Raw genomic sequence first — 22,245 nt, 5'->3', positions numbered from 1 at the left:
CTACCGACCCGGTACGCGGTGCTCAGCGGGCCCGGTCACGGCTACCGACCCGGGCCCGCGGCGCTCACCCGTGCCAGGAACGCCACAGTGCCGCGTACGCCCCGTCCGCCGCCGCCAGTTCGTCGTGGGTGCCCAGCTCGCTGATCCGGCCCTCCTCCACCACCGCGATCACATCCGCGTCGTGCGCGGTGTGCAGGCGGTGAGCGATCGCCACCACCGTGCGGCCGTCCAGGACCCGCGACAGCGAGCGTTCCAGATGCCGTGCCGCCCGCGGGTCGAGGAGCGAGGTCGCCTCGTCCAGGACCAGGGTGTGCGGGTCCGCGAGGACCAGGCGCGCCAATGCGATCTGCTGGGCCTGGGCCGGGGTCAGGGCGAGGCCGCCCGAGCCGACCTCGGTGTCCAGGCCGTCGTCCAGACTCCGTGACCAGGAGTCCGCGTCCACCGCGCCGAGCGCCGCCCACAGCTCCGCGTCGGACGCGCCGGTACGCGCCAGCAGCAGGTTGTCGCGCAGCGAGCCCACGAAGACGTGGTGCTCCTGGTTGACGAGCGCCACATGTTCGCGGACGCGCTCCGCCGGCATCCGGGACAGCTCGGCCTCGCCGAGGGTGATCCGTCCCGCCCGCGGCGCGTAGATACCCGCGAGCAGCCGGCCCAGCGTCGACTTGCCCGCACCGGACGGGCCGACCAGGGCCAGCCGGGTGCCCGGCGCCACGGCCAGGGACACCTGGTGCAGCACGTCCACGCCCTCGCGGTAGCCGAAGTGCACCCCGTCCGCGCGCACATCGCGTCCGTCCGGGCTGACCTTGCCGTCACCCGCGTCCGGCTCGATCTCCCGGACGCCCACCAGCCTGGCCAGCGACACCTGGGCCACCTGCAGCTCGTCGTACCAGCGAAGGATGATGCCGACCGGGTCGACGAGCATCTGGGCCAGCAGCGCCCCCGTTGTCAGCTGACCGACGTCGATCCAGCCCCGCAGGACGAACCAGCCGCCGATCATCAGCACCGAGCCGAGCACCGTGACATGCGTGATGTTGATGACGGGGAAGAGGACCGAGCGCAGGTAGAGCGTGTAGCGCTCCCACGACGTCCACTCCTTGACCCGCTGGTCGGAGAGCGCGATGCGGCGATCGCCGAGGCGGTGCGCCTCGATGGTCCGGCCCGCGTCGACCGTTTCGGCGAGGACGGCAGCGACCGCCGCATACCCGGCCGCCTCCGAGCGGTACGCGGAAGGGGCCCGCTTGAAGTACCAGCGGCAGCCCGCCACCAGCAGCGGTGCGGCCACCAGCACCGCCAGTGCGAGCGGCGGCGCCGTCACCGCGAGACCGCCCAGCAGCAGCGCCGCCCACACCACGCCGATGGCGAGCTGCGGCACGGCCTCGCGCATGGCGTTGGCCAGCCGGTCGATGTCGGTGGTGATACGGGAGAGCAGATCGCCGGTACCGGCCCGCTCCAGCACGCCCGGCGGCAGGCCGACCGACCGCACGAGGAAGTCCTCGCGCAGATCGGCCAGCATCTCCTCGCCGAGCATCGCGCCGCGCAGCCGCACCAGCCGTACGAACACGGTCTGAAGGACGAGCGCGAGCGCGAACACCGCGATGGTGCGCTCCAGATGGAGCTCGCGCGCCCCGTCCGTCAGCCGCTCCACCACCGAGCCGAGCAGATACGGGCCCGTCATGGAAGCGATCACCGCGATCGCGTTGACGGCGATCAGCGCGACAAAGGCGCGCCGGTGCCGGTGCAGCAGCTCGCGCACATAGGACCGTACGGTCGCGGCACTGCCGACGGGCAGCGTCGTCGCCGACTCCGGTGCCGCCGGGTCGTACTCCGGCGGCGCGATGCCGATCATGCCGACTCCTCGATCTCTGCGAATGCTTCCAGTTCAGCCGCTTCGGCTGTCTTCAGCCGCTCCTCGGCCTCGTCGTCCGTCTCACGGGTGATGACGGCCCGGTAGCGCGGCTCGGTGTGCAGCAGCTCGCGGTGTACACCGACGGCCACCACCTCGTGGTTGTCGACCAGCACCACCCTGTCCGCGAGGTCCAGCAGGAGCGGCGACGAGGCGAAGACCACGGTCGTACGGTCGGCGCGCAGGCGCTTGACGCCCGCCGCGACCCGCGCCTCCGTGTGCGAGTCGACGGCCGATGTCGGCTCGTCCAGGACCAGCACCTCGGGGTCGGTCACCAGCGAACGGGCCAGCGCGAGGCGCTGCCGCTGGCCACCCGACAGGGACCGGCCGCGCTCGGTGATCCGCGTCCGCATCGGGTCGCCGTCGGTGTCCACGGACGCCTGGGCGAGCGCGTCCAGCACATCGCCGCACTGCGCCGCATCGAGCGCGTCCTCGGCGGACACCTGACCGGACGAGGGGACGTCGAGCAGCTCCCGCAGTGTGCCGGAGAGCAGCACCGGATCCTTGTCCTGTACGAGGACGGCGGCACGGGACTCGTCCAGCGTCAGCTCGTCCAGCGGCACGCCGCCGAGCAGTACGGACGTGGGGTTGTCCGCCTCGGCTGCCGGATGCCCGCCGAGGCGTTCGGCCAGCAGTCCGGCAGCGTCCGGGTCGCCGCACACCACGGCGGTGAACCGGCCTGCCGGAGCGAGAACTCCGGTGACCGGGTCGTACAGATCACCGCTCGGGCGGCCGTACTCGACCCCGGACGGCTCCGTCGTGCGGCGCAGCGCCAGCACGCGTGCCGCCCGCTTCGCGGAGGGCCGGGAGAAGGAGAAGGCCATGGCGATCTCCTCGACGTTTCTCAATGGGTAGTGCGTCAGCAGCACCGCGCTGTAGACGGTGACGAGCTGGCCCACCTCGATCCGGCCGTCGAGCGTGAGCTTCGCGCCGTACCCGACCACAGCGGTCATCAGCAGACCGGGCAGCAGCACCTGGATCGCGGAGATCAGCGCCCACATACGGGCGCTGCGGACGGCGGCCCGGCGCACCTCCTGCGATGCCCGGCGGTAGCGGCCGAGGAACAGCTCCTCTCCGCCGATACCGCGCAGCACCCGCAGGCCGGCGACCGTGTCGGAGGCCAGCTCGGTGGCCTTGCCCGCCTTCTCGCGCTGGATGTCCGCGCGCCGGGTGGCGCGGGGCAGCAACGGCAGTACGGCCAGGGCCAGTACCGGTACCCCGATCGCGACCATGAAGCCGAGCGTGGGCTCGTAGATCACCAGACCGACGCAGACCACGACCAGCGTGGTGGCGGCCGCAGCGAACCGCGACAGTGCTTCGACGAACCAGCCGATCTTCTCCACGTCACCGGTCGAGACCGCGATGACCTCGCCGGCGGCGACCCGGCGGGTCAGGACCGCCCCGAGCTCCGCGGTCCTGCGGGCCAGCAGCTGCTGGACACGGGCCGCTGCGGTGATCCAGTTGGTGACGGCGGCGCGGTGCAGCATCGTGTCGCCCAGCGAGATGGCCGCGCCGAGCAGCACGATCAGCCCGCCCGCGTACGCCAGCCGCTCGCCGGAGCGGTCCACCACGGCCTGGACGGCCAGGCCCACGCCGAGCGGCAGCCCGGCGATGCCGAGCTGGTGCATCAACCCCCAGAACAAGGCCTTGAACTGACCGCCCAGCTGATTCCGACCGAGCCACAGCAGAAAGTGCGTGCCGGACCGGACGTCGGGATCACCTGGATCGGGATACGGAAGATCGCGAATCTGCATGATGTCCCAGGGCTCGAAAGTGTGGCTCAAACCGTGCAAGGTTCGCCTTTCGGGACCCTCCGCGGCAATCGAATTTCGCGCGGGGGACACAGAACGCGCCAAGATCTGACACCTCGCTCTGGCGCACCTGACCTGCCGCACGCTTCACTCCTGACGCATGAAGAGACAGATCATGTCCATGCTCGCCGGACTGGCGCTGGCCGCGGGGTCGCTGCTCGGCGCGGGACCCGCCGCGGCGGCCGATACACCGCCCGCGGAGTTCGGCACCGACTGGCACGACCCGGTCACCGCCGTACCGCCCGTCACCCGCCCCCATGCGAAGTCCTGCCAAGTGACCGTCGCCGAGGCGCAGTTCCGCGATTTCACGCCGTACAAGGGAAGTTACGCACCGCCGAAGGGATGCGGCGACCGCTGGAGCAAGGTGGTGCTGCGGCTCGACGGGAGCGTCAAGGGGCGGCAGTACGACCGGCTCGGGCATCTCGCCGTCGGCGGCGTGGAGATCCTGCGCACCTCAACGCCGCAGCCCTCGCCGGACGGCATCGCCTGGTCGGTGGAGAAGGACGTCACGCGCTACAACGACATCCTGCGCCGTACCCAGCCGGTCGAGATGCTCATCGGCAATGTCGTCAATGAGACGTACACCGGCGTCTTCGACGTGAAGGTGACACTGACCTTCTACGCGGCCGAGCGCGCCGCGAAGCCGGCAGCGCTGCCCGACGAGGCGCCGGGCAGGGTGCCGGACACGGTGCTTGCCCTCGACGGCACTTCGCTCACCACTCCGCGCAACTCCGAGCGGATCCTTGCCGAGGTGTACGCCACCGGATCGGGCGGCGGCTGCGAGGAGTACTGGTATCTGACCGTCCCGGACACCGCCCCCTACTCGTGCAAAGCCGCGGGTGGTCCGTACCGCGAGGTGCAGATCACGGTGGACGGACAGCTCGCGGGAATCGCCGCGCCGTTCCCGACGGTCTGGACGGGCGGCTGGTCCAACCCCTTCCTCTGGTACGTGACGCCGGGGCCGCGCGCCTTTGACATCAAGCCGATCCAGTACGACCTCACGCCCTTCGCCGCGCAACTCAACGACGGCCGGCCGCACCGCGTCGAGGTGTCCGTCGTCGGAGTCCCGGCCGGCCGGACCGGCTGGAGCACGCCCACCAATGTGCTGGTGTGGCAGGACAACGGGAGTGATGTCGTCACCGGCGCGCTGACCCGCCACGAGGAGAGCACGCCCGTCAACTCGGTGACGTACACGCCCGGTTCCGAGCACCGGCTCGACACCAAGGGCGGTCACCGGCTCACCGTCGGCGGTCACCTCAACACCTCGCACGGTCGCGTCGCGACAACCGTGACCCGAGTGCTGGGCAACACCTCCGTACACCGCTGGACCGAGGGCGAGAACCTGGACGCGCTCAAGGGCACCTGGACGGACGACGGGACGGTGACCAGCGGACGCCGGATCTCGGCCACGCACCGGACGTACACCATGGACGGAGTCACAACGCTGGGCGCGGGCGGCCGCCTGCGTACCGTCCTCACCCTCGGGGACAAGGCCGACGCGGTCGTCGCACAGGGCGGGAAGCGCCTGACCTGGTCGCGGCTCGACGACACGTACAGCGGCGATGCGACCTACACCGCCAATGTGCCGCGCGACCAGCGGCACGCGGTCGGGGCGACGGCGGAGCGCTACCGGCTGTACGGCTCCGGGGGCTGCTACGACCGCAGCCTGCGGACCGTCCAGGGGACGGTGACCGAAGACCGGCTGCGCTGCTGAAGCGGGCACGGGCACGGGGGCGCAGGCGCGCGTCGACCGCGCCGACCGCAGGGCTCCGAAGGTGAGTTGCCGCGGCCGGCGGCGCGGACCGCGACGGGCCGTATGCTCCCGCTCCAGCAGTGCGGAGTGGGAGCTGCGGCCCGTCGCGGTCCTTCAGCAGCGTGGTCCCGGTCCGTCGACCAGGGTGGACAGCAGCCCGCCGAACACCTCGCGCTGTTCGGCGGTCAGCGGAGCCAGGATGTCCTCCGCGGCCGCGCGGCGGGCGCTGCGCAGCGCCCGGAGCGTGGCGCGGCCGGTGTCGGTGAGCTCGATCCGGGTCACCCTGCGATTGCTCGGATCGGGGATGCGGCGGACGCAGCCGCTCGTCTCCAGGCCGTCGACCAGGCTGGTCACGGCGCGGGGTACCACTTCCAGGCGCGCGGCGAGATCGGCCATGCGCGGCGGCTGGTCGTAATGCGCGACGGTGCGCAGCAGCCGGGACTGCGCGGGCGTGATCGCGATGTCGGCCGACTCCAGCTGCCGCTTCTGGCTGCGGTGGAGTCGTCGCGTCAGCCGCAGCAGTTGCTCGGCCAGCAGGCCGTCGGCGTCGGATGCCCCGGAAGATGAGTACAGCATGCCGGAACAATATCAGGAGCAGGCTCATTGTGAATATAGGTAACAGTGAGCTAAGCTCTCCAAAACTCTGCTGAACTACCCCTGTCCCACCCCCGACTCATCCCCTGTCGAAGGAGCCCATGCACCCCGAAGCCGTCACTTGGACACCCCCGCCCAAGGACCCGGAGCAGCCACCCGCCGAGGTGCAGCGCATCCTCCGGCTCTTCCGTCCCTACCGCGGCCGGCTCGCGATCGTCGGGCTGCTCGTCGCAGCCGCGTCGCTCGTCTCGGTCGCCTCGCCGTTCCTGCTGCGCGAGATCCTCGACACCGCCATCCCGCAGGGCCGCACCGGGCTGCTCAGCCTGCTCGCCCTCGGCATGATCCTCACCGCGGTGATGAACAGCGTCTTCGGTGTGCTCCAGACGCTGATATCCACCACCGTCGGCCAGCGCGTCATGCACGACCTGCGCACCGCCGTCTACGCCCAGCTGCAGCGCATGCCGCTCGCCTTCTTCACCAGGACCCGCACCGGAGAGGTCCAGTCGCGCATCGCCAATGACATCGGCGGGATGCAGGCGACCGTGACCTCCACCGCGACCTCCCTGGTCTCCAACCTCACGGCCGTGGTCGCCACCGTCGTCGCGATGCTCGCGCTGGACTGGCGGCTCACCGCTGTCTCGCTGCTCCTGCTGCCGCTGTTCGTCTGGATCAGCCGCCGGGTCGGCCGCGAGCGCAAGAAGATCACCACGCAGCGGCAGAAGCAGATGGCCGCTATGGCCGCCACCGTCACCGAGTCGCTCTCCGTCAGCGGCATCCTGCTCGGCCGCACAATGGGCCGGGCCGACTCGCTCACCAGGTCCTTCGCCGAGGAGTCCGAGCGCCTCGTGGACCTCGAAGTGCGCTCCAGCATGGCCGGCCGGTGGCGGATGTCGACCATCGGCATCGTCATGGCCGCCATGCCCGCCCTCATCTACTGGGCCGCGGGCCTGGCGCTCCAGTCCGGCGGAACCGCGATCTCCATCGGCACGCTCGTCGCCTTTGTCTCGCTCCAGCAGGGCCTGTTCCGGCCCGCCGTGAGCCTGCTCTCCACCGGAGTGCAGATGCAGACCTCGCTCGCTCTCTTCCAGCGGATCTTCGAGTATCTGGACCTGCCGGTCGACATCACCGAGCCTGTCGAACCGGTCCGGCTCGAAAAGGTCCGTGGCGAAGTGCGCTTCGAAGACGTCGACTTCGCCTACGAGGCGAAGCAGGCCCGGCCGACCCTCGACGGGATAGATGTCACGGTGCCGGCGGGTGGCAGCCTCGCCGTCGTCGGGCCCACCGGTTCCGGAAAGTCCACACTCAGCTATCTGGTGCCCCGGCTGTACGACGTCACCGGCGGCCGGGTCACGGTCGACGGCGTCGATGTGCGCGACCTCGACTTCGACACCCTCGCCCGGGCCGTGGGCGTCGTCTCCCAGGAGACGTACCTCTTCCATGCCTCCGTCGCCGACAATCTGCGCTTCGCCAAACCGGACGCCACCGACGCGGAGATAGCGGCGGCCGCCCGCGCCGCGCAGATCCACGACCACATCGCGTCCCTGCCCGACGGCTACGACACCCTGGTCGGCGAGCGCGGCTACCGCTTCTCCGGCGGTGAGAAGCAGCGGCTCGCCATCGCCCGCACCATCCTGCGCGATCCGCCCGTCCTCATCCTCGACGAGGCGACCAGCGCCCTCGACACCCGTACGGAGCACGCCGTGCAGCAGGCCATCGACGCGCTCTCCGCAGGCCGTACGACCATCACCATCGCCCACCGCCTCTCCACGGTCCGGGACGCCGACCAGATCGTCGTTCTCGAGGCGGGGCGCATAGTCGAGCGCGGCAGCCATGAGGAGCTGCTCGAGCGGGACGGCCGCTATGCCGCTCTGGTGCGCAGGGACGCGCAGTTGGCCCCCGTCGCACCCTGACACGGACCGCCCTCGTCCGGTACGGCATGATCACCGCCCGTGAGAGCTCTTCTTGGGGTGGAAGAACTGCCCGGATACCGGCCCGTCGACAACGACGTATGGGCGAACGACCAGGGCGATGTGCTGTCGCTGCACTTCTTCGGGCTGCCGCCGGACCTGCCCGCCTCGCTCGACGACGGTCCCGCGCTGCGTGCCGCACTCACCCGCCTCACGGCCGACGCGGGCGGCGGTCTGATCGAGGCCTCGGTGAAGAGTCTGGGACAGCTGCCCGCGCTGAAGCAGATACTCAAGCTGCCGCTGCCGGGACAGCCCGCGGGCCAGGCGTTCATCGGCAGTTTCACCGTGCCGCGCGCGACATGCAGCACCGTGGTGAAGATCCAGGCGCCGGAGCGCGGCATGACGGGAATGCGGGAGGCCATGGTGATGGCCCAGGTCGGCACCGACAAGTACTTCAGGCCGCACCCGTACGCGCCGGAGGTCCAGGGCGGTCTGCCCTTCCACGCCGCCGACCATGCCCAGTGGGACGCGCAGTTCCCCGACCACCTGCTGACCAGGGTCAGGCGCACCCTCGACACCCTTGCCGAGGCGGTCCAGGTGGTACCGGAGTTCGCCGCGCTGCCGCCCTTCGTGCGGTAGACCCGCGCGGGAGACCTCACGACCTCACGACCTCCCGACGTACGGCGCACCCGGCGGAGCCTGTCTCGCGCCTCGCCGGGTGCCGTGATCGGCGCAGGCTCCGGGTTAGCGTGCCCGTATGAGCAACGAACCGTCGTCGGCACAGCCCGGTCGCAGGCTCCGCCTGACCCGCCGTGGCCGGCTGGTCCTGATCGTGGTGAGCGCGGTCGTCGTCGCGGCTGCCGCGGTACTGGTGCCGCTCCTGCTGCCGAAGGAGACCACGGAGAAGAAGGCGACACTGGTCGTGCCCGAGGGCTGGCGCGCCTCGCAGGTGTACGCGGCGGTCGACAAGGCCCTCGACGTGGCATCCGGCACCACCCGGAAGGCGGCAGGCGCGGCGAAACTGAAACTGCCCGCCGACGCCAGGGGCAATCCCGAGGGTTACCTCTTCCCCGCCACGTATCCGGTCGACTCCAGGACCACGCCCACGACCCTGCTCAGTTACATGGTCAACACGGCCGGGCAGCGGTTCGGGGCCATGCACGTCAGCAGCGGCGCCCAGCGCAGCGGAGTGACGGCCTATCAGACCGTGAACATCGCCAGCATTGTGCAGGCCGAGGCCGATACGCCCCAGGACATGGGGAAGGTGGCGCGGGTCATCTACAACCGGCTCGCCCAGGGGATGCCGCTGCAGATGGACTCGACGCTGAACTACGCGCTGAACCGCAGCACTCTGGACACCACGGCGAGCGATATCAAGCTCGACAGTCCGTACAACAGCTATGAACGCCGGGGGCTGCCGCCCACTCCGATCGACAATCCGGGGGAAGAGGCGATGAACGCGGCGGTCAATCCGGCGCCCGGGAGGTGGCTCTACTTCGTCACAGTGGCGCCCGGGGACACCCGTTTCACTGCCAGTTACGAGGATCACCGGCGCAATGTCGAGGAGTTCAACGCCAAGCGCAGGAGCGCGGGCAACAGCGGCTGACGGCGCTCAGACCAGGGCCGGTTCGATCTCGCCCTCGCGCGCCGGCAGCCGCTTGATCTCACGGACCGCCGCCCGGCCCGCCCGGTTGGCGCCGATCGTCGAGGCCGAAGGCCCGTATCCGACCAGATGGATGCGGGCGTCCCGGACGGCGCGGGTGCCCTCCACCTGAATGCCGCCGCCCGGCTCGCGCAGCCGCAGCGGTGCGAGGTGGTCGATCGCCGCGCGGAAACCGGTCGCCCAGAGGATCACATCCGCCTCCACCGTCCGCCCGTCGTCCCAGGCGGCCCCGGTCCCGGTGATCCGGTCGAACATCGGCAGCCGGTCCAGAACCCCGTTCGCGCGGGCGCGGCGTACGGCGTCGTTGACCGGCAGCCCGGTGACGGAGACCACGCTCATCGGCGGCAGTCCGCGCCGAACCCGCTCCTCCACCATGGCCACCGCCGCCCGGCCGGCACCCTCGTCGAACGGCCCCTCGCGGAAGACGGGCGGCCGGCGCGTCACCCAGGTCGTGTCCGCTGCCACCTCCGCGATCTCCATCAGATGCTGCGTCCCCGAGGCGCCACCGCCCACCACGATCACGCGCTGCCCGGTTAACTCCTCGGGCCCCGGGTAGTTCACGGTGTGCAACTGCCGCCCGCGGAAGGTCTCCTGGCCGGGGTAGCGCGGCCAGAACGGACGGTCCCAGGTGCCCGTCGCATTGATCAGCGCCCGCGCCGACCAGCTCCCCTCCGAGGTCTCGACGAGCAGCCGCCCGTCCTCGCCCTCGCGCACCGCCGTGACATCGACGGGCCGGTGGACCTTCAGGTCGAAGCGCTCCTCGTACGCCGAGAAGTACTCGCCGATCACCGCGGAGGAGGGCCGCCCGTCATCGGCCCCGGTCAGCTCCATGCCAGGCAGAGCATGCATGCCGTGCACCTTGCCGTATGTCAGTGAGGGCCAGCGGAACTGCCAGGCTCCACCGGCCCGCGGGGCATGGTCGAGCACCACGAAATCGCGGTCCGGCTCCAGTCCGGCGCGTCGCAGATGGTAGGCGCCGGACAGTCCCGCCTGTCCGGCGCCGATGACGACCACGTCCACGTCTCGCACCCCGAAGTTGTTCACGGTTCTACCAACCGCGCCGGGGTCGTGGATCTTCCCGCTCCGCTCAGCGGAATCGGAGGGGTCAGAGGAAGTTGACCCCCTGGGCCAGCGGCAGGCTGTCCGAGTAGTTCACCGTGTTGGTGGCCCGGCGCATATACGCCTTCCAGGCGTCCGAGCCGGACTCGCGGCCGCCGCCGGTCTCCTTCTCCCCGCCGAATGCTCCGCCGATTTCCGCACCGGACGTGCCGATGTTGACATTGGCGATACCGCAGTCGGAGCCGTCGGCGGCCAGGAAGCGCTCCGCCTCCCGCTGGTCCTGCGTGAAGATGCTGGAGGACAGGCCCTGCGGGACCCCGTTCTGCAGCGCGACCGCCTCCTCCAGCGTCCGGTAGCTGAGCACATACAGAATCGGGGCGAAGGTCTCCCGGCGGACCACGGCGGTCTGCGCGGGCATCCGCACGACCGCGGGCCGTACATACGCCGCCTCCGGCGCCTGCTCCGCCAGCTGCCGGTCGCCGCCGGTCAGGATCTTCCCGCCGTCGGCCTCGGCCGCCGCCAGCGCCTCGGTCATACCCCGGTGCGCCGTGCCGGAGATCAGCGGGCCCACCAGGGTGGTCTCCTGGAACGGGTCGCCGACCGGCAGCTGGCCGTAGGCGTGGACGATCTTCTCCACCAGCCGGTCCGCGATGTCCTCGTGGACGATCAGGCGGCGCAGGCTGGTGCAGCGCTGGCCCGCGGTGCCCGCGGCGGAGAAGACGATCCCGCGCACGGCGAGGTCGAGATCGGCCGACGGAGTGACGATCGCCGCGTTGTTCCCGCCCAGCTCGAGCAGACAGCGGCCGAATCGGGTGGCCACACGGGGGGCGACCTCGCGTCCCATACGGACCGATCCCGTCGCGCTCACCAGGGCCACCCGTGCGTCGTCGACCAGCCGCTCACCCGCCTCGCGCCCGCCGAGCAGCAGCCGGTGCACACCCGCGGGCGCACCGGTGTCGGCGGCGGCGCGGGCGAGCAGGGCGTCGCAGGCGAGAGCGGTCAGCGGGGTCAGCTCCGAGGGCTTCCAGACGACCGTGTCGCCGCAGACCAGTGCGAGCGTGGTGTTCCACGACCAGACGGCGACCGGGAAGTTGAAGGCGGAGATCACACCGACAACACCCAGCGGGTGCCAGTTCTCCGAGAGCCGGTGACCCGGCCGTTCGGAGGCCATGGTCCGGCCGTACAGCTGACGCGAGAGCCCGACCGCGAACTCACAGATGTCGATCATTTCCTGTACTTCGCCGAGCGCCTCGGAACGGATCTTGCCGGCCTCGATGGTGACGAGGTCCGCCAGGTGCTCCTTGTGCTCGGTCAGCAGCTCGCCCAGCCGCTTGACCAGCGCGCCACGCTGCGGCGCGGGAACGGTACGCCACTGCCTGAACGCCTCCTCGGCCACGCCGATCTCCGCGTCGGCCTGCTCGGGCGGCGTGGCGGGCAGCGTGAAGAGAGCCTCGCCGGTCAGCGGTGTGCGGGCGACGAGATCGCCACCGCCCGGGGGAAGTTGCGCACCGCAGCGGAGCAGGCTCTCCTTCGCCCGGGTGCGCAGGGAGTCGATGTCGGGGAGCGTGATGCTGTTGGTGGTCAAGACGTGTCCTTGGAGAGTCCGAGGGCCCGGCGGGCCTGCCGAAGTGAGCTGTCCTGCTGAGCGGCGTAGAGGTCGAAGGGGTCGTGGACGGGGCGCTCCAGCACGCCGGAGAGCCACTGCTGGTCGTAGTGGGCGCCGGTGGCGGTGGTGTCCCGGGTGCCCTCGTCGGTGAGGTTCGACTGGAAGATGCCGGCGGCAGACGCGGGCAGGAAGTCCTCGTAGACGATGGGGTGGGCGCTCACCCAGCCCCCGTCGAGGAGGCCTGCGAGATCCTCCGGCGGGCGGCGGCCGTCGCCGGGCCGGCCCGCTACCGGCTCGTAGCGGAAGAACGCCTTGTCCTGGACGGCCAGTTGGTGTTCGGTACGCGGGAAGCGGCCGGCCCAGACCTCGGCCGGTTCGCCGATCAGCTCGTCGTAGAGCGCGCGGCCCGACCGGGTGAGCGCGATGCCGCGCGCCTCGACCTCGCCGAACCTGACCCGCAGGGATCCGGCGGCGACACTGCCGTCGGGTTCACGGAAGCGGCGGGGCTCGGCCAGGGCCCGGAACGATGTCTGGCGCAGCAGCACGTCAGGGCCGTCCCAGCGCGGCGGACCCTGGATCCGGTCGATCATCGTGATGCCGCGGTCCGCCATCCGCCGGTAGAGCTCGTCGATGTCGAGTACGCGGGGGGTGAGGTGGTTGATATGGGTGCTGGTGACGCCGCCGATGTCGGCGGCGACGGCGGAGATCCGCTCCAGTTCCGCGTACCAGGCGCGGTCCACGGGCTGTGATGACAGCTCGAAAGCGGCGACCGCCAGAGTCAGGAATTGCTCTGCGGCTGCCTCGTCGAGGCCCTGCTCCCGCTCGGCCCGCGCGGCCAGGTCGAGGAGCTCCGGCGGGAACAGCTCGCGCCGGCCCAGGAAGGACTCCAGCCGGGCCTCGAGTCCGGCGTCGAAGAAGCGCCGGTCGGCCGTGGTGAGCATGGAGGTGAAGACCCGGAAGGGGTTGCGTTCCAGCTCCTCGGCCTCGATGGGCCTGAAGGCGGTGGACACGACCGGGACGGCGCTGGCCGCGGCTTCGCGCAGATCGTAGAAGCCCACCGGCTCCATGCCCAGCGCGGCGAAGACCTGGGCGGCCTGGCGCATCTCGCGCGCGGTACCGACCCGGATGGCGCCGTGCCGCTCCGCCGTGACCCGCTCGATGCCGCCGAGCCCTCCCGTGTCGCCGCCCTTGCTGATCACCTCGTCGTTGACCTGGGCCGACACCTCCAGAAGCGTGGTGTACGCGGGGACCTCCATGCCGTACATGTCGGAGAGACGGCGGGCGAACGCGGCGCGCAGCCGCCAGACGGGAATCATGCGGTCCTCCTTACCCTCCGGTGTACTGCAGGATCAGATGATGTGGGCCTCGGGGCGGACGGCCGCGGCGTGTCCCTCGAAGCGGGTCGCGGCGAGCGGCCCGACATCGATGAACGGCGTCCTGTCGAGGTAGAGGTCACGGACGATCTCGCCGACCGCGGGCGCCTGCAGAAAGCCGTGCCCGGAGAATCCGGTGGCATACAGAAAGCCGTTCACCTCGCCCGCCCGGCCGATCAGTGCATTGCGGTCCGGAGTCATCTCGTACAGCCCGGCCCAGCCGCTCCGGGCCTGAAGGCCGGCCAGTGCAGGTGCCCGCCGGGCCGCCGCCTCGCGGAACGGCTCGAGCCACTCCTGGCTGAACTCGCGCCCGAATCCCGGCTCCTGGCGCGGGTCGGACAGCCCGAGGACAAGCCCGCCCGCGCCGTCGTTGTGGAAGTAGAGCGTGGAGTCGAAGTCGAGGGTGAAGGGGACCCTCGGCGGCGCGGGACTCAGCGGCCCGGTCAGCGCGATCTGCCGGCGCAGCGGGGTGACGGGCAGCTCCACACCGGCCATCGCGCCGACGGCCGCGGACCAGGGGCCCACGGCGCAGACCACCGTCGAGGTGCGTACTGTCCCCGACGTCGTACGCACCGCCCGCACCCGCCCGCCGCCGACATCGATGCCGGTGACGGTGCAGTGCGTACGGAGGGTCGCGCCGAGGCGCCGGGCGGCGCGCAGATAGCCGTGCACGGCCGCCTTCGGCAGCGCATAGCCGTCGTCGGGGGAGTACGCGGCGGCGACGACGGAATGCGGATCCACGTAGGGGCACAGCTCGTGCGCCTCGCGGGGCGTGATGATCCTGCTGCGGACACCGAGCTCGTTCTGTACGTCGACGGCCTGCTGGAACGTCGCCACCTCTGCCTCGCTGCCGAGGAGGAAGAGATAGCCGACGCTCTCGATGCCGATGTCGGCCCCGGGGCGGGTGATGAAGGCCCGCCAGGCCTCCAGACTGCGCTGCCCCAGCCTGATGTTGAGCGGATCCGAGAACTGGGCGCGAATCCCGCCGATCGGCTTGCCCGACGAGCCCGACGCCGGTTCGTCGCGCTCCAGAACCAGGACGTCCCGCACCCCGGCCTCTGCCAGATGGAAGGCGATGCTCGCCCCGACGACGCCACCGCCGACGATGACGACCTCAGCGCTGTGAACCATGAAGAGAGCCGTCCCGTCTGCTCGACACATCGCGGTGGATCGCGGCATGAGGCGGAGTTCCGTACGGTGACAGCCATGGTGGACGCCACCGACTCTTCGCGTCCATTGACAGTTTCAGCAGTCGATCTTTTAGATCCTCTCCATGGAACTGGGTGGAGTACATCTGCGCGCACTGGCCGAACTCGACCGCTGCGGCACCATGACGGCGGCCGCCGCGGCCCTCGGCTACACCCCTGGCGCGATCTCCCAGCAGATCGCTCAGCTGGAGCGGACCGCGGGCGCGCAGCTGATACGGAGAGTCGGTCGACGGGTCGAGCTCACGGACGCCGGGCACACGCTGGTCGTCCACGCCGGCCGCATCCTGCGGGCCCAGGCCGAGGCGGCGGCCGCCATCGAGCGCACCCGCACGGAGATCTCGGCGCGGCTGCGGCTCGGCGTGTTCGGCACAGCGGCAGCGGCCTTCCTTCCGCCCGCCCTGCGCCGGCTCGGCGAACACCACCCGGGGGTCGAGGTGGTGAGCCAGGAGGTGGATGTCGACCAAGCCCACGCGGAGGTCTCCGCCGGTCGGGTGGACCTGGCGCTCGGACTCGACTATCCGGACGCTCCGCTCGCCCGGGACGAGGCCTTTGAGCTGGTACGACTCCACTCGGAGCGCTTCACAGTGGCTGTGCCGGCCGATCAGGCGCCGCCCGACACGACGTCCTGGCGGCTGACCCAGCTGGCCGGCCGGGACTGGATCCTGCCCGCGTCCCATACGTACTACGGACGTGCCGTGCGTACCGCCTGCCGCCGGTCCGGATTCGAACCCCGCGTCGCCCATGAGGTCACCGACACCGCGACCTCCCTGGCCATGGTCGGGGCGGGTCTCGGCGTGGCGCCGCTGACCGGGCTGATGCTGAGGCTGCGCTCGGAGGGCATCGCCTCGGTGCCCCTCGACGACCTGGTCGAGCGGCATGTCGTGGTGGCCGTACGCGCCGCCTCGCGGGGGCGGCCGTCGGTGGAGGTGCTCATCGAGGCACTGCGGCGGGCGGCGACGGCTGAGCCCTGACGCCGTGCGCGCCGACACCCGGTCACCGCGCCTTCGTATGGGCGCTGTCGGACGAGGTCCCGCGCGAGTGCGTCCTCGGTCCGAGCAAGGGCGATCTTGCCGAATGGACGAGAAGATGGACACATGCCCGGACAGTTCACCACCAGGATCCTGACCATCACCACCGGCTCCGTGGAGACGGTGACCGATCTGACCCACGCCTGCGAACAATTCCTCCAGGAGGCCGCGAGCGGCCGGGACGGCCTGCTCAACATCTTCGTCCCGCATGCGACGGCGGGCGTCGCGGTCATCGAGACCGGCGCGGGCAGCGACGACGATCTGCTCGCCGCGCTGCACACCCTGCTGCCTGCAGACGACCGCTGGCAGCACCGGCACGGCAGCCCGGGCCATGGCAGGGACCATGTACTGCCCGCCTTGGTGCCGCCGCACGCCACGCTGCCGGTGATCGGCGGCCGGCTGGAGCTCGGCACCTGGCAGTCGGTCTGCCTGGTGGATACCAACCGCGACAACCCGGACCGTCAGGTGCGGTTGACTTTCCTTGGGTAGCGGTCGCGAGCGCGACCGTACCCGGCATCCCCGGCCCCACCAAGTGGCCTTCTTGTCTGCCGTTTCAGCAGATTCTTCGTCTGCTGGTGGTACAGGAACCACACCAGGGCGGTGCACCGCTTCCGGGTCGGCGGCAGGGCTGCGATGGCGGATGCGCCCCGTAGCGGACGGCCACCGAAGGTCAACCGGGCAGACCTGGACGCGCTGGAGCACATGCTGGACGACAGCGTGGAGGCGGCTGGCCCATCCTGGACGCTGCCCCGGCTCGCAGCATGGCTGGCTGCAGAACGCGGCGTGAACGTCCACTCAGCGCGGCTTTCCGTCCTGCTCACATGGGGCGGGTTCCGGTACAAACGCACCCGTACCAGCGTGCGGCACGAGGCCGAGGAGCCCTCCAGCAGATCGCCCGGGATCAGCTGGAGGGCCTGCGGCTGTACGGCTGAGGGCAGCCCGCCGACCAAGCTGCGAACCGCAAACGTCTGGGCAGCCACGACGGCCGTCCGCCAGCCTTCGACCGCGAGGCATACAAGCGACGCAACACCGTCGAACGCTGCATCAACAAGCTCAAACAGTGGCGCGGCCTGGCCACCCGCTACGACTTCATCTGGTCAGCGAGGTGATCCGAAAAAACGGCCTAGAGCTTTGCGATGTCCTTGTGGACCAGTTCGGAGCCGTGGTACGCAGCCAAGCGCACCTTGAGCTGATGGCCCTTGGGTGCCTTGATGATCCGGTTGAGCGTCTCCCCCATGCTGCCGCCGTAACACGGAGGCTCGGAGTTGAGGGCGGTCCAACCGTCCCCCACGTCCTTCGGGTCGTTCCACTCCACCCAGACGCAGTCGGGCTCGCCGGAGAAGGCCTGCAGCGAGATGATCTTGACCGAGTTCACCGCGCCGTCGACGCGCTCATAGGTCACAGCCGCGGAATTGTGGTGGAGGCCGGCACCGGCCTCCAGGTTGACCTTGCTGGCCGCGGTATCGGCAGCGGCCGGAGCCGCTCCTCCCGCGATCGTCGCGGCCACGACCGCGACGGTGACAAACAGGGCAGGTAAGCGCATGATCCGTCTCCACGAAGCTAGTTGAGGAAGACTCATCTTGTGAGATTGACTTCCGTGGGAAACGCGAAGCCTCCGGCTCCGCCGACACACGACGAGAGCCTCGGAATTGTCCCGCCTCCCAGAACGCCCTCACCCTCTCGCGGAGTAACGGCCGAGCGCATCGGTGAAACCACTTAGTTCGACTACGTAAGCGCGCGTTAACCTCGGTATTTCATGACGGTCCGTCGGGTGTTCGGCGGGCCGTTTCGGCTGTTCAGGCTGAATGTGGGCAGGCTTGGGAGCCGGCTGGCGCGCGGTGGGCGGCGGGTTCCACGGCTCCGCTGGGTGGTGCGGGTGGCGTGGTCAGGCAAGATCCGGAAGAGAGGGCCTAGCTAGGGGGTGTTTTGTGGATCTTGCCGGGTCGCGGGGTCTGGCACGCCCTCCCCTGACACCCCCAGGGTCTGTCGCGGGGGCCGACCGGTCATGTGTTGTCCGCCTCGTCCTCCCGGGCGAGCGCGGCGAGGTCCGGAAGCAGCCCGGCCAGTTCCTCCAGCAGCTTGTGCATGTCCACGACCTCGGGCAGCGGGTACACGAAGCACGCCCCGTCCTCCCTGAACGAGACCGCCGGTCCGGCCAACCTCACCAGGCGCTTCGGCAGATCCGAGGCGTAGAACCGCTCGGCCGTCCCCGCGGAGTCGTCGCTCATCGTCAGGTACGGCAGATCCTTGGAGAAGGTGAGATTGAGCTCCGCCGCACTCCAGTGGCGCTCCAGACGTAGGTTCGGTCCGCTGCCCCGAAGGTCGAAGCACACTATCAGCCAGTGCTGGTCGTCCCTGCGCGAAATCTGCTCGTAACGCCTGGCGACGGTGACCTGGTGGTCGCCGAGTTGGCCGGTAACGGTGATTCCGTGCCACGTTCGCAACAGCCAGGGGAAGTGGCCCGCGTACCCGGCCCACTCCTCTCCGTCCTTGCCGCGCTCGATTCGCTGCCAGCCGGGACGGGCGGTCAGGACGCGCATCGCCCGCTCCGCCTTGCCGACCCGACGAGCGGTACGGACCGCGAAGTTGAGTCCGATCAGGGACGGGGCCAAGATGACGGCGAAACCAATGATCCAGCCCACCACGTACGTCCTTTCGCTCCACCCCGGGAAGTCCGTTCGCCCCCCATCTTCAGCACCGGGTCGCCGCAAAGCATCGGTGAAACTACGTAAAGGGCTACGGAGACCGCGTGTTCACACCCTGCCGCCGAAGAGGACCTGAACCTCCCGGATGAGGCCGTCCCGCACGGTGATCGCCTCGACGTTGTGGTGCCGGGCGCCCGTCGTGAGCCTGTACTCATAGTGCACGAAGACGAGTTCGTCGTCGGCCGGGACGACGGGCAGCAGCCGCTGCTCCGTCATCCGGTCGGCGGTCGGGAAGCACCGGTCGAAGAACGCCGCCTTGTCAAACTGGTCGTCCTGCGGGCTGGTGAAGGTGAAGTCGTCGGCGTAGAGGGGGACGTGCCGCGGCACGGTCCTGCGACCTGTAGCGCCGGAACGCGGCCTCGACGGCGTCTTGGGGACGGTCGGTCATACGGCCACCGTACGACCGCGTGCCGCTGGCCTCCAGCCCGAGCACCTGGCTGAGGCATGGGCGTGGATCATGTGCGATGGGGCGGCCCGCGCAGACACGTCCGACCAGCAGCCGCCTGCCGCGAACCGTCAGCCGGGCATTACGGTGGGACACGGAGGCCAGGCCGGAATCCACCTGTCGAATGGCGCCCCCAGGGACTGTGCAGCCGGCTCCCGCCGGGGATGATGACGTTTCTATGAAGGTATCGGCTGCTTGTGCAGGCAGGGTGCGGAGGAGCGACCACTCGGGAATGCACACGCGGACGTGGGGGGAATGGAGACGCGGTGGAACCGGCGTGGGACGAGACGGCGACGATGCTGGTCGGCAGAGCTGACGAACTGAAGCGGCTCATCTCGGTGATCGGCAGTCTGGGGCAGGACTGCGTTCCCGCTGTCGTGGACATCGCCGGAGACGCCGGCATGGGGAAGAGCCGGCTGCTGAGCGAGCTCTGTGCGCGGGCGCGGCAGGATGGGCTGACCGTGCTGCGCGGCAGGGCCACGGAGTACGAGCAGCACACTCCGTTCCAGACGTTCAGGGACGCGTTCGCCGACGTCGATCGTGCCTTTCTCGACTCGGATGCCGTGCCCGAGGTGGCGGCAACGGTGCTGCGCGGAGCCGACAGTGTGCAGGGCTCGGATTCGGGTTCGGGCAACCGTGACCGGTTCGGCCTCTATCGCGCCGTCGCGGAAGTGCTGACCAGGCTCGGGGAGCACAGCGGGTTGGTGATGGCCCTGGACGACCTGCACTGGGCGGATCCCGCGTCTTTGGAGTTGTTGGACCATGTGATCCGGCACCCGGTGGGCGGCCGGGTGCTTCTGGTCGTGGCCCGACGAGAACGGCAGACGCCGCACTCCCTTGCCGCTGCTCTGACACGCGGCGTCGACAGTGGGGCCGTACTGCGCACGGCGCTGCGACCACTGCCCGAGCAGGCGTCGATCGAGGCGCTCGCCTCCGACCTGCCACCGGGCGACGCGAAGCAGATCTATGAATCCAGCGAGGGCAACCCGCTGTACCTCCACTGCCTTCTGCACGCCTACCGGCATGGCGCGTCGTCGCGCGGCACCACCGTCCGGGCCCACGACGACACTGCGTCCGCAGTGCCGAGCGGACTGGGATCCCTGCTCCTGGACGAGCTGACTGCGCTGACCGCGACGCAGCGCCGTACCGCCGAAGCAGTGGCGGTCCTCGGCGACCATGCCACGCACACAATGCTGAGCCTGACGACCGGACACACCACGCCGGAGGTACTCGACGACTGCATCGGTGCACTGGCGCGGCGCGATCTGCTGCGCGTGGGGTCCGACGGCCGCTGGACACTGCGCCACCCGCTGCTGCGGGCACTGGTCTACGAGAACACCGCCGCACCACGCCGTGCCGAGATCCACCGCGGCGCGGCGGACGAACTGGCCCGGGCAGGTGCCTCCGCCGCCGAGCGTGCTCATCACGTCGAGCGGTCGCTGGTGGGCTGGGATCCCGTGTCGGCGGCCGTGTTGATTGAGGCGGCCGCCCAGTGCGCCCACACGGCGCCCGCGACGGCCGCTCATCTGCTGGACGTCGTCCTCCGGCTCATGCCGGACACGCCCGCCTGCGCACAGCAGCGTGGAGAGTTGACGCTGGCGCGCGCCAGAGCACTCGCTGTGGGCGGCAGCCTGCGGGAAAGCCGCGACCTGCTCCACATGCTGATCAGTAGGTCCGGGCAGGACGACGCATCGCTGCGCAGGGATGCGATAGCGCTGTGCGCCATGATGGAACGGCATCTCGGACACTCCCCGGAAGCGACGGCCCTGCTGCAGCGGGAACTGGCCCGCAGTCCCGGCCCCGAGCCCCGCCAGGCGGTCTCCTTGGGACTCGCGCTGGGCATGGCCGCCCTGAACACCGTCTCCTACCCCGACGTACGTGACGAGATCGAGCGGACGCTCTCGGTGGCCCGCTCCCACGGCGACCTCATGGGAGAGTTGGGAGCCTTGGCGCTGGGGTCGTTGGGAGAGGCATACGAAGGGGAGACGGCGGCGGCCCGCCGGCTCGCCGATGTCGCCGCCGGGCTCGCAGACGGTCTCACCGACCCCAACCTCACGGAACTGTGCGAGTCGCTGGTGTGGCTGGCCTGGGCGGAAGCCCTGCTCGAGCGCTACGCCGACGCGGAACGCCACGCCGACCGGGGTCTGGACATCGCCCGCCGCAGCGGTCAGGTCCACGTCCTGCCACACCTGCTGAGCAGCAAGGCCTTCGTGCACCTCAACACCTGTCGGCTGCCGTCCGCCCTGGAGTCGGCCGAGGAGGCGGAAGCCGTCGCACGAGCCATCGGCAGCAGCGACCTCCTGGCCTTCACCCTGTGCTTCAAGGCGCTGATCCTCCTCCTGCGGTGCCCCCTGGGTGACACCAGAGCCTTGACGACCGCCGAGGAGGCCGTGGCTGCGGCCGGTGGAAGCAGACACTGGTGGGCGTCGTTGGCCAGGTGCGTGCTCGGTCACACGGCGCTCGTGAGCGGCGACCCGCACCGTGCGCAGGACGCCATCCTGAACGCCGGCGGTCCCGAACTGCTGGGGCTGCAGCCCTCCATACGCCCCGGCCAGCTGGACACCCTCGTCAGCACCGCCATCGCCATCGGCGACGCCGAGCAGGCCGCGCGCTGGGCCGCACAAGCCGTCGAGGAAGCCGACCGGATGGGTCTTCACGGTCAGCGCGGGGCGGCACTGCGCGCCGAGGCGGCGCTCGCCCAGCACCACGGTGACAGCCGCGCCGCAGCACATCTCTTCGAGCGCGCCGCGCAGGCGTACGCGCCGTCCGGTGCGACGGTCTGGGAGGCGTACTCCCTGCTGCTGGCGACGGCCCAGGCGCAGGCCGCTGGCGACGGTCCGCGCGCCGTCGCGATGTGGGAGCGGGCCCGCCGTCTCGCCGACGACGGCGGCGCGCGCCTGCTGTCCGACCTGGCCTCGATTGTGCGCCCCCAGGCCGAGGAAACCTTGCGCGCACCCACGGAGCTCGACCAACTGACCACACGTGAACGGGAGATTGCCGAACTCGTTGCCGAAGGACTGAGCAACCAAGCCATCGCGACGAAGCTGTACCTCAGCCGCCGCACGGTCGAAACCCACCTGTCGGCCATCTACCGGAAGACCTCCGTGCCGTCCCGCTCGGCACTGGCAGGCCTCATGACGCGTACGGCCCTCGACCGTCGCGCGTGAACAACGCACCACAGTTGAGGAAC

17 protein-coding genes and 1 pseudogene are annotated in these 22,245 nt (G+C 70.4%); 8 read left to right on the top strand and 10 right to left on the bottom strand.

All coding sequences use genetic code 11. The features are described from left to right. Positions 1–64 precede the first annotated feature (64 nt). Together ACFWDI_RS17575 and ACFWDI_RS17570 are read right to left on the bottom strand one after the other, a co-directional pair. Positions 65–1,846, bottom strand: coding sequence for an ABC transporter ATP-binding protein (locus ACFWDI_RS17575; protein ID WP_385304904.1), 1,782 nt, complete (start codon positions 1,844–1,846; stop codon positions 65–67). Beyond that, positions 1,843–3,657 carry an ABC transporter transmembrane domain-containing protein gene (locus ACFWDI_RS17570; protein WP_385305044.1) on the bottom strand — a complete coding sequence of 605 codons (1,815 nt, stop codon included), beginning with the start codon at positions 3,655–3,657 and terminating at the stop codon, positions 1,843–1,845. The genes ACFWDI_RS17575 and ACFWDI_RS17570 overlap by 4 nt, the downstream gene beginning before the upstream one ends. Positions 3,658–3,814: 157 nt before the next feature. Here ACFWDI_RS17570 and ACFWDI_RS17565 point away from each other — a divergent pair, with 157 nt between their 5' ends. Next, entirely contained in the window at positions 3,815–5,428 is a 1,614-nt protein-coding gene (locus ACFWDI_RS17565; protein WP_385304901.1) for a peptide-N4-asparagine amidase, read from the top strand. Between the two features lie 153 nt (positions 5,429–5,581). Here ACFWDI_RS17565 and ACFWDI_RS17560 read toward each other — a convergent pair whose 3' ends face one another. Beyond that, positions 5,582–6,043 carry a MarR family winged helix-turn-helix transcriptional regulator gene (locus tag ACFWDI_RS17560; RefSeq protein WP_385304899.1) on the bottom strand — a complete coding sequence of 154 codons (462 nt, stop codon included), beginning with the start codon at positions 6,041–6,043 and terminating at the stop codon, positions 5,582–5,584. Between the two features lie 119 nt (positions 6,044–6,162). Here ACFWDI_RS17560 and ACFWDI_RS17555 point away from each other — a divergent pair, with 119 nt between their 5' ends. From ACFWDI_RS17555 to mltG, 3 genes are all read left to right on the top strand, one after another. Beyond that, positions 6,163–7,971 carry an ABC transporter ATP-binding protein gene (locus ACFWDI_RS17555; protein ID WP_385304897.1) on the top strand — a complete coding sequence of 603 codons (1,809 nt, stop codon included), beginning with the start codon at positions 6,163–6,165 and terminating at the stop codon, positions 7,969–7,971. Positions 7,972–8,010: 39 nt separating this feature from the next. Then, on the top strand, positions 8,011–8,607 hold the full coding sequence (locus ACFWDI_RS17550; protein WP_385304894.1) for a hypothetical protein: 597 nt from the start codon (positions 8,011–8,013) through the stop codon (positions 8,605–8,607). A gap of 118 nt (positions 8,608–8,725) precedes the next feature. Further along, complete coding sequence (mltG, locus tag ACFWDI_RS17545) at positions 8,726–9,574, top strand: endolytic transglycosylase MltG (protein ID WP_385304892.1); 849 nt, start codon at positions 8,726–8,728, stop codon at positions 9,572–9,574. A gap of 6 nt (positions 9,575–9,580) precedes the next feature. Here mltG and ACFWDI_RS17540 read toward each other — a convergent pair whose 3' ends face one another. From ACFWDI_RS17540 to ACFWDI_RS17525, 4 genes are all read right to left on the bottom strand, one after another. Beyond that, positions 9,581–10,660: an NAD(P)-binding domain-containing protein gene (locus ACFWDI_RS17540; RefSeq protein ID WP_385305042.1), complete on the bottom strand. Its 1,080-nt coding sequence runs from the start codon at positions 10,658–10,660 to the stop codon at positions 9,581–9,583. Positions 10,661–10,736: 76 nt separating this feature from the next. Next, positions 10,737–12,275 carry an aldehyde dehydrogenase family protein gene (locus tag ACFWDI_RS17535; protein WP_385304890.1) on the bottom strand — a complete coding sequence of 513 codons (1,539 nt, stop codon included), beginning with the start codon at positions 12,273–12,275 and terminating at the stop codon, positions 10,737–10,739. After that, complete coding sequence (locus ACFWDI_RS17530; protein WP_385304888.1) at positions 12,272–13,612, bottom strand: 2-oxoadipate dioxygenase/decarboxylase family protein; 1,341 nt, start codon at positions 13,610–13,612, stop codon at positions 12,272–12,274. Before ACFWDI_RS17530 ends, ACFWDI_RS17535 begins: the two co-directional genes overlap by 4 nt. Before the next feature lie 33 nt (positions 13,613–13,645). Beyond that, positions 13,646–14,800, bottom strand: coding sequence for an NAD(P)/FAD-dependent oxidoreductase (locus ACFWDI_RS17525; protein WP_385304886.1), 1,155 nt, complete (start codon positions 14,798–14,800; stop codon positions 13,646–13,648). Between the two features lie 142 nt (positions 14,801–14,942). Here ACFWDI_RS17525 and ACFWDI_RS17520 point away from each other — a divergent pair, with 142 nt between their 5' ends. The 3 genes and pseudogenes from ACFWDI_RS17520 to ACFWDI_RS17510 form a co-directional block, all read left to right on the top strand. Further along, complete coding sequence (locus tag ACFWDI_RS17520) at positions 14,943–15,848, top strand: LysR family transcriptional regulator (protein WP_385304885.1); 906 nt, start codon at positions 14,943–14,945, stop codon at positions 15,846–15,848. Positions 15,849–15,971: 123 nt separating this feature from the next. Then, positions 15,972–16,394: a secondary thiamine-phosphate synthase enzyme YjbQ gene (locus tag ACFWDI_RS17515; RefSeq protein ID WP_385304884.1), complete on the top strand. Its 423-nt coding sequence runs from the start codon at positions 15,972–15,974 to the stop codon at positions 16,392–16,394. 111 nt (positions 16,395–16,505) lie between these two features. After that, positions 16,506–16,766, top strand: a pseudogene (locus ACFWDI_RS17510) (transposase); the annotation flags it as partial. Positions 16,767–17,028: 262 nt separating this feature from the next. On the opposite strand, the gene ACFWDI_RS17505 reads toward ACFWDI_RS17510, so the two are convergent. The 3 genes from ACFWDI_RS17505 to ACFWDI_RS17495 all read right to left on the bottom strand — a co-directional run bounded on the left by ACFWDI_RS17505 (position 17,029) and on the right by ACFWDI_RS17495 (position 18,937). Further along, positions 17,029–17,448 carry a hypothetical protein gene (locus tag ACFWDI_RS17505; RefSeq protein ID WP_385304883.1) on the bottom strand — a complete coding sequence of 140 codons (420 nt, stop codon included), beginning with the start codon at positions 17,446–17,448 and terminating at the stop codon, positions 17,029–17,031. 460 nt (positions 17,449–17,908) lie between these two features. Beyond that, the gene (locus tag ACFWDI_RS17500) at positions 17,909–18,547 is read right to left on the bottom strand and encodes a hypothetical protein (protein ID WP_385304881.1); all 639 of its coding nucleotides are present in this window, start codon (positions 18,545–18,547) and stop codon (positions 17,909–17,911) included. Positions 18,548–18,658: 111 nt separating this feature from the next. After that, positions 18,659–18,937 carry a hypothetical protein gene (locus tag ACFWDI_RS17495; RefSeq protein ID WP_385305051.1) on the bottom strand — a complete coding sequence of 93 codons (279 nt, stop codon included), beginning with the start codon at positions 18,935–18,937 and terminating at the stop codon, positions 18,659–18,661. Between the two features lie 384 nt (positions 18,938–19,321). Between ACFWDI_RS17495 and ACFWDI_RS17490 the strand changes: the two genes are divergently transcribed. Continuing rightward, positions 19,322–22,222 carry an AAA family ATPase gene (locus ACFWDI_RS17490; RefSeq protein WP_385304879.1) on the top strand — a complete coding sequence of 967 codons (2,901 nt, stop codon included), beginning with the start codon at positions 19,322–19,324 and terminating at the stop codon, positions 22,220–22,222. Positions 22,223–22,245: the final 23 nt, after the last annotated feature.

The sequence above is a fragment of the Streptomyces sp. NPDC060064 genome (assembly GCF_042736455.1).
Taxonomy (GTDB): Bacteria; Actinomycetota; Actinomycetes; order Streptomycetales; family Streptomycetaceae; genus Streptomyces.
Note: the sequence above shows the minus strand (reverse complement) of the source record. Positions and strands in the feature narration are given on the sequence as shown.